The following is a 14049-nucleotide window of genomic DNA, read 5'->3' as shown; positions in this document are numbered from 1 at the left end:
AACTTCGAATATCGTATGACATACTTAAGTAGATTTGGAAGCTCTTTGTGAAAAATTATATTGACATTTATAACTTTAGCTAAACTTCGCTTCGGGGTTTTAGCTAAACTAGGCGGCTTATTGTGTTGGGTTTTAGCCGCTAAAATTTTATAGTCGATTTAGCAGATTATTTTGGATGGGCCTTTAAGCATTTTATTTTAGCTAAACTTATTGTTGTTGTTTAGCTAAAGATTTTTTGTTCCTGTTGGAGATTCTGTCCAATTTCGCTACCAGATCCTCCGATCGTAAGTGCGTGTATCTCTTTAGCATCTGCATTGATTTATGGCCGCTGATGCTAGATACCTCCTGGTCAGACAGGCCGCCCTCAACCAAACGACTCACCGCCTCATGCCTCAAGTCGTGGAACCTGAAATCGGGTAACTCAAGCTTTTTCACCAGCAAGCCCCAAACTTTGGTAAACGCATAAGACCGACGCTTTCCATCCTTACCAGGCTCACCGAAGAACACCAGATTGCAGTCGTTCGGCCGAGCTGGATTTTCCATGGCTGCTTGGAAAAGCGCCGTGGCCCGTTTGCTCAAGGGCACCGTGCGCTGGGCGTCATTCTTGGTATCCACCAGCTTCACGATGCGTCGCTTAAGATCGACCTGGGGTTTGCGTAGCGAGCCAATTTCAGTGGAGCGCATACCCGTCTCCAGGGCGATGCCAACGATCCAGCCCAGCATGGGATTGCTGTGCTCATTCACGGCAGCCAGTAACCGGCGTTCCTCGTCGGCCGACAGTCGACGATTGCGGCCTTCCCCTGGGCTTGGCTTGCGAATGTTCAGTACCGGGTTGAACGTAAGGCCCAATCCCCATTCCTGAATAGCGACGGTAAATACGTGACTGAGCAGAGCCAGCTCCAGGCGTACGGTGTTGTTACTGATGGTGCCGGCGCGGCCCGGCTCATTGAGTCGTTTGTCGCGATAGTTTGCAATGGTTTCAGCGGAAAGGGCTGCGAGTGAATACTTGCCCAGGTGTTCTGTGAGCTTCTTGGCTTTCGAGGTTTCGCCACGCTGGGTGGTGGGCTTCTTGGTAGGGGTAATGTCACTCAGGTATCGCTTGAGAGCCGCTTCCAGCGTCATACGCTCAGAACCGCTGCGCTGGATGTACACACCCCGAACCATTTCGTCTTCGGTACGCCGAGACCAGTCCTCCGCATCACGCTTGGTGCCAAAGGTTTTGGCGACGGTGGGCCAGCCAGTTTTGCGAATGAGTGCCTTCCAGGTGCCGGAAGGGGTCTTTACGAGAGTAGCCATGAGAGGGTGCTCCTAGGCGGCTGGCGAACCAGCACTGTACCTAAATTGTACTCTTGGACCATAGGACTGTATCTGTGGTGATCCACCCAGAAACACGAAAGCCGCGCAATGCGCGGCTTTGAGTATGGTGGGCCCACACGGACTTGAACCGTGGACCAAAGGATTATGAGTCCTCTGCTCTGACCAACTGAGCTATAGGCCCTGTAACAGGTCGCGGATTATAACGATGGTTTCTCCACTGTGCTATCCGAAAAATCCTCAATGCTCCTGCGAAGGAAGGTAGCGGCAAAAAGCTCGGGCGGTAGCGGCAGGCTGACGATGTAGCCCTGCATCTGTTCGCAGCCTTCAGCGGCCAGGAAGGCTTGCTGCGCGGGGTTCTCCACGCCTTCTGCGATGATGGTGAATTGCATGCTGTGGCCCAGGGCGATGATGGCGCGCACGATGGCGGCGTCGTGGGGGTCGTCGGGTAGGCCGCGGACGAAGGATTGGTCGATCTTCAGGAAATCCAGCGGCAGGCGCTTGAGGTAGCTGAGGGACGAATAGCCGGTGCCGAAATCGTCGATCGCCAGTTGTACGCCCAGGCGTTTGAGTTGGTGCAGGACTGCCAGCGCTTCTTCGGCCTGGCTCATGATGAAGTTTTCAGTGATCTCCAGTTGCAGGCAGCCCGGTTCGAGACTGTAGTCGCGCAATAGCTGTTCGATGCGATCCAGTAAACCAGGGTGGCGCAATTGCGCGCCGGCGAGGTTGACCGATAGCGGGCCGAAGTCATCAAAGCGGGTCTGCCAGGCGTGCATTTGCAGGCAGGCCTGCTCCAGGACCCAGTCGCCAATCTGCAGGATCGTGCCGTTCTCTTCGGCCAGGGCGATAAAGTGTTCGGGCGGGACATCGCCAAAGGTGGGGTGGTGCCAGCGGATCAAGGCTTCGGCGCCGATCAATTCTTGTGTCACCAGGCTCAGTTTTGGTTGGTAATACAGGCTCAACTCATCACGTTCGATCGCACGCCGCAGTTCGTGCTCCAGTGCCACACGCTCGTTGGCCTGGGCTGTCAGGTCGCGGGTGTAACTTTCGACCCGGTTACGGCCCTTGGCCTTGGAGCGGTACATCGCGGCGTCGGCGTTCTTGACCAGGGTGGCAACGTCGGTACCGTCCTGGGGGTACAGGCTGGTGCCGATGCTGGCGCTGATGAAGAATTCGTGTTCGCCGGCCTGGAACGGCGGGGTGAAGCAGGCCAGCAGCTTGTTGGCCAGTTGCTCGGCATCGCTGGCGTGTTGCAGGCCGGGTAGCAGGATGATGAACTCATCGCCGCCCAGGCGCGCGACGGTGTCGATGTCGCGCAATTGCTCCTTGAGGCGTACGGCGATGTCTTTGAGCAGCAGGTCGCCGATCGGGTGGCCGAGGCTGTCGTTGATGTGTTTGAAGCGGTCCAGGTCGAGAAACAGCACCGCGCCTTGTTTACCGGTTTCCTGATGGCCGTTGAGGGCCGCCTGCAACCGACTTTCAAACAGCGTGCGGTTCGGCAGGCCGGTCAGTGGGTCGTGGTGCGCCTGATAGTCGAGGCGCGCCTGGGCCAGCTTGAGGCTGGAGATGTCGGCAAACACCGCGACAAAATGCGTGATCAACTGATCGCGGTTGCGCACGGCGCTGATGGTCAGCCAACTGGGGTACAACTCGCCGTTCTTGCGGCGGTTGGAGATCTCGCCCTGCCAATGACCTTGGGCCGTCAGCTGGTGCCACATTGCGGCGTAGAAGGCGCTGTCATGCAGGCCGGAGGCGAGCAGGCGCGGTGTCTGGCCAAGTGCTTCGGTTTCGCTGTAGCCGGTGATTTCGCTGAAGGCGCGGTTGACGGCGCTGATGTTCTGGCGGGTATCGGTGATCAATACGCCCTCGGCGGTACTTTCGAATACCGTCGCGGCCTGTTGCAGCTTTTCCTGCATCAGCTGGCGCTCGGTGATGTCCCGGGCGATGGTGAGCATGCACTCTTCACCGGCGATTGGCAGTGGGCGGCTGGAGACTTCACACAGTCGAATCTGGCCGTCGCTGCGCCGTATATGGCAGATGAAATCACGCACAAACCCGTCTCGCTGCATCAATTCCAGCATGTGTTTACGTTCGTTGAGGTCGACCCAGATGCCCAGGTCCAGGGTTGATTGGTCGATGGATGTCGCACTGGCGAAGCCGGTGATGCGACTGAAACCATCGTTCACTTCAATCAGCAGGCCATCACTCTGGCGGCTCAACAGCAAGCCGTCGGGAGAGGCATGGAAGGCCTTGGCGAATTTTTCCTCGGAGGTTTGCAGTTGCTGCTGGGTTTCCTTGAGCTGGGTGATGTCACGTACCACCACCACGATGGCTTCCGTGGTGTCGAGTTGAAACGGCTCGGCGGAAACCAGCCCGGTAAAGGCCTGGCCGTTGCTGCGCAGAAAAGGCATTTCCAGGTTGCGAATGCTGGTGGTCTGCACCCGTTGCAACAGGTCCGGGCCAATGCCTGGGATGTCCCAGATATTCAGGGCGGTGGCGGTTTTTCCGATCACGTCTGCGGCCTTCAGGCCTACTTGATCCTCAAACGCTTTATTGACCTCCAGCAGGCAGCCATCGGACAGCCGCGCGATCACCAGGATGTCCGGGCATTGTTGAAACACGGAAGCAAACTTTTGCTCGGAAAGCTGCAGCGCCTCTTCAGTGCGTTTGGCTTCGCTGATGTCGATCATCAAGCCCCGCAGCACCGGCTCATGGCCGTGCTCGATCAGGCTGACAATGTCACGCACCCACAGGCAGCGGCCGTCGGCGGTGATCACGCGATAATCAACGCTGTGATCGCGGTTGGCACGGGTTTCGCGGTAGCAGTACGTTTCTGCACGGAGCAGGTCGGCGGGGTGAATGATGTTGCGCCAGAAGCCTGGAATCAGCCAGTGGGCGCGTGGATAGCCGAGTAGTTCCTCTGCATGAGGTGATACATAGCTGTAGGTGAAATCGGTAACGCTGGCTTCCCAGGCGATAGCGGACAAGCTCTCCACCAGGCCGCGATAGTGGTATTCGCTGCTGCGCAGTTCCTGTTCAAGGGCGACACGGCGGGAAATTTCCGAGCTGAGCCGGCGATTGATCCGAATGACGATGGCCAATACGGTGCTCAACAACAGCACAGCGGGCAAGCCGTACATCAGCAGGTCGGTCCAGAACGTACGGTGGTCGGTGAGGCTGCCCACCCAGCGTTGCTGGATGGCTTCGGTTTCGGCCGGGCTGAGGTCAGCAAGAACCTTGTCCAGGATGCCCACCAGTATTTTGTTGTCGCGTGGTGCCCCCATCGCCAATTGATAGCGGTATGGCGTTTCGCCACTTACGTACAGGCCATCAAGCTTGAGCTGGCGCAGGCTCCAGACGCTCGATGCGAGGTCGCCTACCACGGCGTCGACTTCGTCGGTGGCCAAGGCCTGCAGCGTCGAACTGACATTTGGCATGGCCACCAGGTTGAGATCTGGATGGTGGGTGCGTAGCAGTTCATGGGGCGCATAATTTTCCACCACGGCAATCTTCAACCCATAAAGGTCATTGAGGTTGCGTGGTCGGGCGCCGCCTTCATGGGCAAGGATGACAATGGGGAAGTCCAGGTAAGGCCGTGTGAATGCCATAAAGCCCTGGCGCTCGGGGGTAGACATGATGCCCGGCAGCAGGTCGAGTTGGTTGTGGCGTGCCTGCTCCAGCAAGGCACTCCAATTGACCGGCTCGATCAGTTTGATCCTGGCACCCAGGCGTTCCTGGATCAGGCGAACGTAATCCGCCGCCAAGCCTTGGTAGCGGCCATCTTCATCACGGTATTCGAAGGGTGGCCAGGAGGCGTCCACGCCCACGCGCAACTCCTGATGGTCCGCCAGCCAGCCGCGCTCATCATCGCTAAGAGTCAACGCGTCAGCCGTTGCGGTCCAGGTCAGCAGCGACAGGAGTAACACAGTCGGCAATCTGGGCATAACGGTCTCGTTATGGCACGGGGAATGTTTCGAGTGTAGACGGGCATTGCGGGGGAGGGGCGTAGCGGGGAATTTTATCGATACAAAGCAAAACCCCCGGCCTGGGCCGGGGGTTCTGGTGTCACTCGTCGAGGAAGGAGCGCAGATGCTCGCTTCGCGTCGGGTGGCGCAACTTGCGCAACGCCTTGGCTTCGATCTGACGGATCCGCTCGCGGGTCACGTCAAACTGCTTACCGACTTCCTCAAGGGTGTGGTCGGTATTCATGTCGATGCCGAAACGCATGCGCAGTACCTTGGCTTCACGGGCAGTGAGGCCGGACAGTACGTCGCGGGTCGCTTCTTTAAGGCTCTCAACAGTGGCGACATCGATTGGCGACTGCATGGTCGAGTCTTCGATGAAGTCACCCAGGTGGGAGTCTTCGTCATCACCGATCGGGGTTTCCATGGAGATCGGCTCTTTAGCGATCTTCAATACCTTGCGGATTTTATCCTCAGGCATTTCCATGCGTTCGCCCAGCTCTTCCGGGGTCGGTTCGCGACCCATTTCCTGCAACATCTGCCGGGAAATACGGTTGAGCTTGTTGATCGTCTCGATCATGTGCACCGGAATACGGATGGTGCGGGCCTGGTCGGCGATCGAGCGAGTGATCGCCTGACGGATCCACCAGGTGGCATAAGTCGAGAATTTGTAGCCGCGACGATATTCGAACTTGTCCACAGCCTTCATCAAGCCGATGTTGCCTTCCTGAATCAGATCGAGGAATTGCAGGCCACGGTTGGTGTACTTCTTGGCGATGGAGATCACCAGACGCAAGTTCGCTTCAACCATCTCTTTCTTCGCGCGGCGGGCCTTGGCCTCACCGATCGACATGCGACGGTTGATGTCCTTGATCTCGGCAATCGTCAGACCGGTTTCGGTCTCAAGTGCGGTCAGCTTCTGCTGGCAACGGATGATGTCCGGCTGCAGGCGACCAATGGCTTCAGCGTACTTCGCCTTGCCTTTGGCCAGAGCGTCGCTCCAGCTTTCGTCAACTTCGTGGCCCGGGAACTGGCGCAGGAAGTCGGTACGCGGCATGCGCGCATCACGGACACAGAGCTGCATGATCGCACGCTCTTGTGCACGCAGACGCTCAAGGGCGCTACGAACACGTTCCACCAGGCCTTCGAACTGCTTCGGTACCAGCTTGATCGGCATGAACAGCTCTGCCAGCGCCAACAGCTCGGCAATTGCCAGCTTGTTGGAGCGACCGTGCTTTTTCAGGGCCTTGCGGGTGATTTCCATTTGATCGGAAACCGCGCCGAAACGCTGGGCAGCAATGATCGGGTCTGGGCCGCTTTCGACTTCGTCTTCGTCGTCGGTGCTGGCTTCAGCCTCGTCGTCTTCGGTGTCATCGTCCGCTTTCGCGGCTTTGGCATCGACAGGCGGCGGTACTTCGGCAGCAGGCGGCGCGATGCCGTCGTCCGGGTCGATATAACCGCTCAGGACGTCGGACAGGCGGCCACCTTCGGTGGTGACGCGAGTGTACTCGGAGAGAATGTGGTCAACCGTGCCAGGGAAGTGCGCGATTGCGCCCATCACTTCACGGATACCCTCTTCGATACGCTTGGCGATTTCGATCTCGCCTTCGCGCGTCAGCAACTCGACGGTACCCATTTCACGCATATACATGCGCACTGGGTCAGTCGTGCGACCGATGTCGGTCTCCACCGCGGCCAACGCGGCAGCGGCTTCTTCAGCGGCTGCCTCGTCGGTATCGGCGTCGGCCAACATAAGGGCGTCCGCATCCGGAGCACTCTCGTGTACGGGGATCCCCATGTCATTAATCATGCGGATGATGTCTTCCACCTGCTCAGGATCTGAAATATCCTCAGGCAGGTGATCGTTGACCTCTGCGTAAGTCAGATACTTCTGCTCACGACCAAGGGTGATCAACTCTTTGATACGAGACTGCTGTTGCGCTTTTCCGGACATAACACCCTATCCACTGAAGGTCTTGGCGGGCAAAAAACAAGCCGAGGATTATACCCGAGCTATGACCTCACACGCCAGCTGAGGTCGGGTTTGATGCGGAAACATTCTGTTTTAAGAGGTCGCGCATCTGTTTTGCTATCTGAATTTGCTCTTCAGCCGATAATCCCGGCTGTCTTGCTCTCTTGATGAGTTCATCGAGGGTCTGCGTGTGCTGACCCGCGGATAACCTAGTAATGGTGTCTAAAAACTGTTGTTCAAGGTTATCGCCGTCAATTAGCCACTCCTTTTCCGCGAGTGCCTTCAACAGACGACCCTGCTCTGTGCCATGCCAGCGAGCCATCAGCTGAATGGAGTTTAGCTTAGGATTTTTCTGCACGGCCTCGATCAGTGCGATGAGCACCTGAGCGTAGGTATTGCTCGCGTTGGCAAAATGGTCAGCGCTTTCGACCTTGCTCGCTAATTGCGGGTGGTGGATAAGCGTGCGCAGGGCAATCAATGTAGGCGCTTCTACAGCGACCGGCGTACGCGGGGCGTAAGCCTCATCGCGATCGCCGCGTTTGCCATTCTTGCTCCAGGGTTTCTTATCCCATTTCTTGCCGCCGGCACCGGGTTTCTTCGGCGTCCATTCCTGTTGGGGCGCGTACGCATCCTGGGGTTGATGGAAGTCGGCATAGTCCGGCATGGCGTCATAATCCATGCCTGGGTCGTAGGCAGGTGGCGCGTCCTGCGGTGCGCTGTGTACCAGCTGGCTGACGGCTTCGCCACTCAGCCCTGTAATTTCCAGCAGGCGTTGGCGCATCAGGGTGCGCAGGTTCGCGCCTGGAACCTTGTCGATCAATGGCGCCGCAAGGGTGGCCATATGCGCCTTGCCTTCGAGGGAGCGCGGGTCGGCCTCCTCGGTCAGTTGCTGGAAGAAATAATCCGCCAGCGGCTGCGCGTGTTGATTGATGCGTGCGCGGAATGCGTCGGTGCCTTCCGAGCGCACCAGGGTATCCGGGTCTTCACCTTCGGGCAGGAACAGGAAGCGCGCGCGGCGCCCGTCTTGCAGGCTCGGCAGCGTGGCTTCGAGTGCGCGCCAGGCGGCGTTGCGGCCGGCCTGGTCACCGTCGAAACAGAACAGCACGCTGGGCACTACACGAAACAGGCGCTTCAAGTGTTCTTCGCTGGTGGCGGTACCTAGGGTGGCCACAGCGTTGCGCAGACCTTGCTGGGCCAGGGCGATCACGTCCATATAGCCTTCAACCACGATGATTTCATCGAGGTTTCGATTGTTCTTGCGCGCTTCGAACAGGCCGTAGAGTTCCTGGCCCTTGTGGAATACCGGGGTTTCCGGGGAGTTCAGGTACTTGGGCTTGTCATCCCCCAGCACCCGGCCGCCGAAGGCGATGATGCGGCCACGGCTGTCGCGGATCGGGAACATCACACGGTCGCGGAAGCGGTCGTAGCGCTTGCCGGTCTCGGCGTTCTCAACCAGGAGGCCGGCGTCGATCATGGCTTTTTGCTGCAGGGTGTCGCTGCTCAGGTGTTTGTACAGATTGTCCCACCCGGGTGGAGCGAAGCCGAGGCCGAAGTCGCGGGCGATTTCGCCGGTCAGGCCGCGCCCCTTCAGGTAGTCGACGGCGGCCTTTCGCTGCGGATGGCTTTTAAGTGCCTGACGGTAAAAGTCGGCAGCGGCAGTCAGCAGCGGGTACAGCGGCGAGTCGGTGGGCTGCCGTGATTTATGTGGGCGGCCACTTTCTTCGCGGGGGACTTCCATGCCGGCGGCTTTCGCCAGGTCCTCGATCGCCTGGGGGAAGTCCAGGTTGTCGTGGTCCATCAGGAAGCCGAGGGCGTTGCCGCCTGCGCCGCAGCCGAAGCAGTAATAGAACTGCTTGTCGGGGCTGACGCTGAATGACGGGGTCTTTTCCTTGTGGAACGGGCAGCAGGCTGTGTAGTTTTTGCCGGCTTTCTTCAATTGCACGCGTGAGCTGACAACATCGACGATGTCGGTGCGGTTCAGAAGGTCGTCAATAAAGCTCTGGGGAATCAGCCCGGCCATGGCGTTCTCGTCATCACTGCGTGTAAATGAGTGCCCGTGAAGTGCTCAAGTGCACGTATCGAATGGCTCGACCATCGATCGTCTGCTTGGGCTGTCAGGAAGTGTATCTGCCGAACAATCACTGACGTTAGTTTCAATCAGTTTTTCGGCGTAGAAATGTTGCCCTGGAGTCCGGCGTTGACCAATGGTGGCCTCGGATGCTCATCGGTGGGCACAGTCGATACAGTTGATCGCCTGCTTATAAATGAGTGTGCTCGTCAGTAGCCTTGTTAGGCTCGTCAGAAGAGACGTGCACCGCTGGCAAAAGAGCCAGTCCTGACGTTTGAAGCAGGTGTATCAGTCGCGTGTGCGGCCTCAACGATGAAGCATCAAGCGATATCCGCAAATGCCAACAGCCCGGCTGAGGGCCGGGCTTGGCAGAAGCTTGCTACGAACGTCTGTGTATTAGTACAGACGAACGGCGCGGCGCTGTTCGCGCTGAACTTTCTTGGCGTGACGCTTAACAGCGGCTGCTGCTTTACGCTTACGCTCAGAAGTTGGCTTCTCATAAAATTCGCGGCTACGAACTTCAGCCAGAACACCGGCTTTTTCGCAGGAGCGCTTGAAACGACGCAGAGCTACGTCGAAGGGTTCGTTCTCTTTTACTTTGACGGCTGGCATCCAGAGCTACCTTCTTTCATTACCGGGAATCAACGTTCTCGTCGCAAAAAATTCGCGGCTGAGGTCGTCGGTTTTTAAGGGTTGCGGATGTTAACCCCTCATTGGCAGGAATGCAAAGCCTCTGATCGAAAACCGCTAGTCGGGAGGGGGAGTGGCGACTATTATGCGCGGCTTCGAATTCAGCCTCTACAAGGCGCAAACCCATGCTAGTACTGGGACTTGAAACCTCCTGCGACGAAACCGGTGTCGCACTTTACGACAGTGAACGCGGGCTTTTGGCCGATGCACTGTTCAGTCAGATCGACTTGCATCGGGCCTATGGCGGCGTTGTGCCGGAGCTGGCCAGTCGTGATCACGTCAAACGTATGCTGCCGTTGATTCGCCAGGTGTTGGACGAGGCCGGTTGCGTGCCGACCGAGATCGATGCGATTGCCTATACGGCGGGCCCCGGATTGGTCGGAGCCCTTCTGGTTGGCGCCTCTTGCGCCCAGGCGCTGGCTTTTGCCTGGGGTATTCCGGCCCTCGGCGTGCACCATATGGAAGGCCATTTACTGGCGCCGATGCTGGAAGAAAACCCGCCGCAGTTCCCGTTCGTCGCTTTGTTGGTTTCGGGCGGGCATACGCAGCTGGTTCAGGTCGACGGAATCGGTCAATACACGCTTTTGGGCGAGTCCTTGGACGACGCCGCCGGCGAAGCTTTCGATAAGACTGCGAAGATGATGGGCCTCAATTATCCGGGCGGCCCGGAAATCGCCCGCCTCGCCGAAAAAGGCGTTATCGGCCGCTACACCTTCCCGCGCCCGATGTGCGATCGCCCTGGCCTGATGTTCAGCTTCAGCGGCTTGAAAACCTCCGCGCTGAATACCTGGCAGCACAGCGTCAGCGCCGGGGACGACAGTGAGCAAGCCCGTTGCGACATCGCGCTGGCGTTCCAGCAGGCCGTGGTGGAGACTTTGACCATCAAGTGCAAACGCGCCCTGAAACAGGCAGGCATGAAGCGCCTGGTGATCGCTGGTGGCGTCAGCGCCAACAAGGCGTTGCGCAGCTCATTGGAAAAGATGCTCGGTGATATGAAGGGAGATGTGTTCTACGCCCGCCCTGAGTTCTGCACCGACAATGGCGCGATGATCGCCTATGCCGGGTGTCAGCGCCTGCAGGCCGGGCAGCACGAAAGCCTGGCGATCAGCGTGCAGGCGCGCTGGCCGATGGAGCAGTTGCCGCCCTTGTAAATACGCAACGTGAGCCGTGCTCATTGACGGTATTTAAAAATGCCGTTCGCGCCCGGCAAACAGGTCGCGTAAATTGCCCCGGTGTCGCCAGACGATCAGCAGTGTCAGCACGCTCATCGGCAGCAGCGCCGCCGGTTCCTGCCAGGCGAGCAACGGCAGGGTGAGCGGTGTGGCGATCAGCGCAGCCAGCGAGCTGGTGCGGGTCAGGTAGAACGTCAATAGCCAGGCGAGTACGGCGAGCAACGCCGCCGGCGGGTAGATCCCCAGCAGCATGCCGGCTGCCGTGGCGACACCTTTGCCGCCGCGAAAGCGGAAGTACAGGGGAAACAGATGGCCGAGGACGGCGCACACGCCCACCCAGGCCTGCTGTTGCAGGGTAAGGCCGGCGAGGTTGGCGATCAGTACGGGCAACAGGCCCTTGCACACGTCACCCAGCAGCGTCAGTACGGCGAGCTTCTTGCCGGCCAGGCGCAACATATTGGTGGCGCCGGCATTGCCAGAGCCACTCATTCGCGGGTCGGGATTTCCCGTCAGGCGGCTGAGCAAAATGGCGAAGGACAGCGAGCCGAGCAGGTAGGCGAGAATCGCCAGTGACCAAAACATGCTAACTATTCCGGGCGAGGACGCCCTGATTCTAACGGGGCATCGCGCCCTTGTCGTGCTGCGGAGAAGAGCTTGGACAGAGTGTTTATCGAAGGCCTGGAAGTCGACACCGTGATCGGGGCCTACGACTGGGAGCGCGGGATCCGCCAATGCCTGCGCCTGGACCTGAGCTTCGCGTGGGATAACCGCCCGGCTGCGGCCGGCGACGACCTGACCCTGGCGCTGGATTACGCCAGCGTGTCCGCGCGTATCCAGGCCTTTGCCGAGCAGTCCCAGTACCAACTGGTGGAGACCTTTGCCGAGCGCCTGGCCGAAGTGCTGATGAGCGAGTTCCAGATTCCCTGGCTGCACCTCAAACTGACCAAGCCCGGCGCAGTGCCGGCTGCCAAGGGTGTGGGCGTGGAGATTGAGCGCGGATGTCGCTGACTCAGGTTTACCTTGGCCTCGGTAGCAATATCGAGCGCGAGCTCCATCTGTGCGCCGGGCTCGACGCGTTGGCGAGTTTTCTGACGGATATGCGCTGCTCGGCGGTGTTCGAAAGCCAACCGGTGGGCATCAAAAGCGGGCCGTTCTTCAATCTGGTGGTGTCGGCCTATACCGACCTGCCATTGATGGAGTTGGATCGCCGGTTGAAATTCATCGAGGCCGAAAACGGTCGCTATGCGCCGGACCGCAAAGGCTTGCCGCTGGATATCGACGTGCTGCTTTACGGCGAGTTGGTGGGCAACTTCGATGGTTTGATCCTGCCGCGGGCAGAGATCCTGAAAAATGCCTTTGTGTTGTGGCCGTTGTCGATGATGGCACCGGATCGCTTGCACCCCGAAGCGGGCAAGACGATGGCTGCGCTGTGGCGTGATGCTCAGATTGATCAGGTGCTGGCGCCTGTCGGGTTTGAATGGCGGGGCCAGCAACTCACCCCGGACTCGCTCTTGTAGGGGCGCGCTTGCTCGCGAAAAACTGAGAGCGCTGCGTTATCGTTGACGCTCTTCGCGAGCAAGCTCGGCTCCTACAAGGGTTTGTGTTGTTCCTTGTAGGCTTTAAGTGCATTGAGCCGTTCGCGCTTGAGTGCCTCGCCCAACTCCGGGCCTTTGAAGCCTTTCTCGAGCAGTGGCGCAACGGCAACCTCGCGCGCTGCCTTCGCCGCGCCGCGCAAGTAATCCGCCTGTGGATAACTTCTTTGCTCCAGCCCCTTGCGGCCCCGGGCATCCATTTCGCAGGCGACCACAAACTCCTCAAAGCGCTGTGGCCTGCGGTATACGTCAAAACTTTGCAGCAACTCCAGCAGCGTCGAGGCTTTCAGCTCCAGCGCACGATGACCGTGGGTGTGATACTGGCCCACCAACAGCGCTAATTCCTGGCAATCCCTCGGCACCTTGAAGCGTTCATTGACGGCCTTGATCAGCTTCAAGCCTCGATGCTCATGAGCAATGTGCTGCGGTAACTTATCCACAGGCGTCAGGCCCTTGCCCAGGTCGTGCAGCAGGCAGGCCCAGCGCACGGTCAGTGGCTGTTTGTGCAAGGCAGCTTGTTCCAGCACGCTCAAGGTGTGCACGCCAGTATCTATCTCGGGGTGATGGGCCTCGGGTTGTGGCACACCAAAGAGTGCGTCCACTTCCGGCATCAAGATCTTCAGCGCATTACAGTCCCGAAGTACCTGGATAAACACCTGAGGCTGATCTTCCATCAGCGCCCGGGAGATTTCTTTCCAGCTGCGCTCCGGTGTCAGGGCTTCCAATTCGCCGGACTCGCCGAGTTGCCGCATCAGCTCCAGCGTTTCCGGTGCCACTGTAAAACCCAGGTGCGCATAGCGTGCAGAAAAGCGCGCAACACGGAGAACTCGCAGGGGATCTTCGGCGAACGCGGGGGAAACGTGACGAAGAGTGCGTGCTTTGAGATCGCGCTGACCATTGTAAGGATCGGTCAGATTGCCATCGTCGTCTTCGGCCATCGCGTTGATGGTCAGATCACGACGGATCAGGTCTTCTTCCAGCGTAACCTCGGGGCTGGCGTGAAATACAAACCCGCCATAACCCCGACCACTTTTGCGCTCGGTGCGGGCCAGGGCATATTCGTCTCCGTTCTTCGGGTCCAGGAACACCGGGAAGTCAGCGCCGACCGGTTTGAAGCCCTTGGCAAGCATCTGCTCGGTAGTGGCGCCGACAACCACGCGGTCGATATCAGTGACCTTGATGCCCAGCAAGCGGTCACGCACGGCGCCGCCGACTTTGTAGATTTTCATGAAAAAGCCTCCATTAGCGGCACAGGATACCGCCTGTACCTGACCAATGG

Annotated in this window: 10 protein-coding genes and 1 tRNA gene; 3 read left to right on the top strand and 8 right to left on the bottom strand. The window is 58.7% G+C overall.

Annotated elements, in window-relative coordinates:
- Positions 1–207: 207 nt before the first annotated feature.
- The 6 genes from HCF10_RS19975 to rpsU all read right to left on the bottom strand — a co-directional run bounded on the left by HCF10_RS19975 (position 208) and on the right by rpsU (position 9928).
- Positions 208–1296 carry a site-specific integrase gene (locus tag HCF10_RS19975; RefSeq protein ID WP_167656237.1) on the bottom strand — a complete coding sequence of 363 codons (1089 nt, stop codon included), beginning with the start codon at positions 1294–1296 and terminating at the stop codon, positions 208–210.
- A 125-nt stretch (positions 1297–1421) separates the two neighbouring features.
- A tRNA-Ile gene (locus HCF10_RS19970) sits at positions 1422–1498 on the bottom strand.
- A 16-nt stretch (positions 1499–1514) separates the two neighbouring features.
- Positions 1515–5258, bottom strand: coding sequence for an EAL domain-containing protein (locus HCF10_RS19965; RefSeq protein WP_167656236.1), 3744 nt, complete (start codon positions 5256–5258; stop codon positions 1515–1517).
- 121 nt (positions 5259–5379) lie between these two features.
- Complete coding sequence (gene rpoD / locus HCF10_RS19960; protein ID WP_065925398.1) at positions 5380–7230, bottom strand: RNA polymerase sigma factor RpoD; 1851 nt, start codon at positions 7228–7230, stop codon at positions 5380–5382.
- Positions 7231–7297: 67 nt separating this feature from the next.
- On the bottom strand, positions 7298–9268 hold the full coding sequence (dnaG, locus tag HCF10_RS19955; protein WP_167656235.1) for a DNA primase: 1971 nt from the start codon (positions 9266–9268) through the stop codon (positions 7298–7300).
- A gap of 444 nt (positions 9269–9712) precedes the next feature.
- Entirely contained in the window at positions 9713–9928 is a 216-nt protein-coding gene (rpsU, locus tag HCF10_RS19950; protein ID WP_002551877.1) for a 30S ribosomal protein S21, read from the bottom strand.
- 203 nt (positions 9929–10131) lie between these two features.
- On the opposite strand from rpsU, the gene tsaD reads away from it, so the two are divergent.
- Positions 10132–11157 (top strand): tRNA (adenosine(37)-N6)-threonylcarbamoyltransferase complex transferase subunit TsaD, encoded by a 1026-nt coding sequence (tsaD, locus tag HCF10_RS19945; RefSeq protein WP_131699118.1) that lies wholly within the window; start codon positions 10132–10134, stop codon positions 11155–11157.
- A 33-nt stretch (positions 11158–11190) separates the two neighbouring features.
- Here tsaD and plsY read toward each other — a convergent pair whose 3' ends face one another.
- Entirely contained in the window at positions 11191–11760 is a 570-nt protein-coding gene (plsY, locus tag HCF10_RS19940) for a glycerol-3-phosphate 1-O-acyltransferase PlsY (RefSeq protein ID WP_053131126.1), read from the bottom strand.
- 72 nt (positions 11761–11832) lie between these two features.
- Between plsY and folB the strand changes: the two genes are divergently transcribed.
- Positions 11833–12186, top strand: coding sequence for a dihydroneopterin aldolase (gene folB / locus HCF10_RS19935; protein WP_015886183.1), 354 nt, complete (start codon positions 11833–11835; stop codon positions 12184–12186).
- Complete coding sequence (gene folK, locus HCF10_RS19930; RefSeq protein WP_167656234.1) at positions 12177–12695, top strand: 2-amino-4-hydroxy-6-hydroxymethyldihydropteridine diphosphokinase; 519 nt, start codon at positions 12177–12179, stop codon at positions 12693–12695. Before folB ends, folK begins: the two co-directional genes overlap by 10 nt.
- Before the next feature lie 71 nt (positions 12696–12766).
- On the opposite strand, the gene HCF10_RS19925 is transcribed toward folK, so the two are convergent.
- Positions 12767–13999, bottom strand: a complete 1233-nt coding sequence (locus HCF10_RS19925) for a multifunctional CCA addition/repair protein (RefSeq protein ID WP_167656233.1) — start codon at positions 13997–13999, stop codon at positions 12767–12769.
- Between the last annotated feature and the right edge of the window lie 50 nt (positions 14000–14049).

The organism is Pseudomonas sp. B14(2022) (genome assembly GCF_012030485.1).
Lineage (GTDB): Bacteria > Pseudomonadota > Gammaproteobacteria > Pseudomonadales > Pseudomonadaceae > Aquipseudomonas.
Note: the sequence above shows the minus strand (reverse complement) of the source record. Positions and strands in the feature narration are given on the sequence as shown.

What these genes read in the sequence shown, in the direction of transcription:
- HCF10_RS19925 (WP_167656233.1), bottom strand. Translation starts at nt 13,999, where the DNA reads ATGAAAATCTACAAAGTCGGCGGCGCCGTGCGTGACCGCTTGCTGGGC.
- plsY (WP_053131126.1), bottom strand. Translation starts at nt 11,760, where the DNA reads ATGTTTTGGTCACTGGCGATTCTCGCCTACCTGCTCGGCTCGCTGTCC.
- rpoD (WP_065925398.1), bottom strand. Translation starts at nt 7,230, where the DNA reads ATGTCCGGAAAAGCGCAACAGCAGTCTCGTATCAAAGAGTTGATCACC.
- tsaD (WP_131699118.1), top strand. Translation starts at nt 10,132, where the DNA reads ATGCTAGTACTGGGACTTGAAACCTCCTGCGACGAAACCGGTGTCGCA.
- dnaG (WP_167656235.1), bottom strand. Translation starts at nt 9,268, where the DNA reads ATGGCCGGGCTGATTCCCCAGAGCTTTATTGACGACCTTCTGAACCGC.
- folK (WP_167656234.1), top strand. Translation starts at nt 12,177, where the DNA reads ATGTCGCTGACTCAGGTTTACCTTGGCCTCGGTAGCAATATCGAGCGC.
- HCF10_RS19965 (WP_167656236.1), bottom strand. Translation starts at nt 5,258, where the DNA reads ATGCCCAGATTGCCGACTGTGTTACTCCTGTCGCTGCTGACCTGGACC.
- HCF10_RS19975 (WP_167656237.1), bottom strand. Translation starts at nt 1,296, where the DNA reads ATGGCTACTCTCGTAAAGACCCCTTCCGGCACCTGGAAGGCACTCATT.
- rpsU (WP_002551877.1), bottom strand. Translation starts at nt 9,928, where the DNA reads ATGCCAGCCGTCAAAGTAAAAGAGAACGAACCCTTCGACGTAGCTCTG.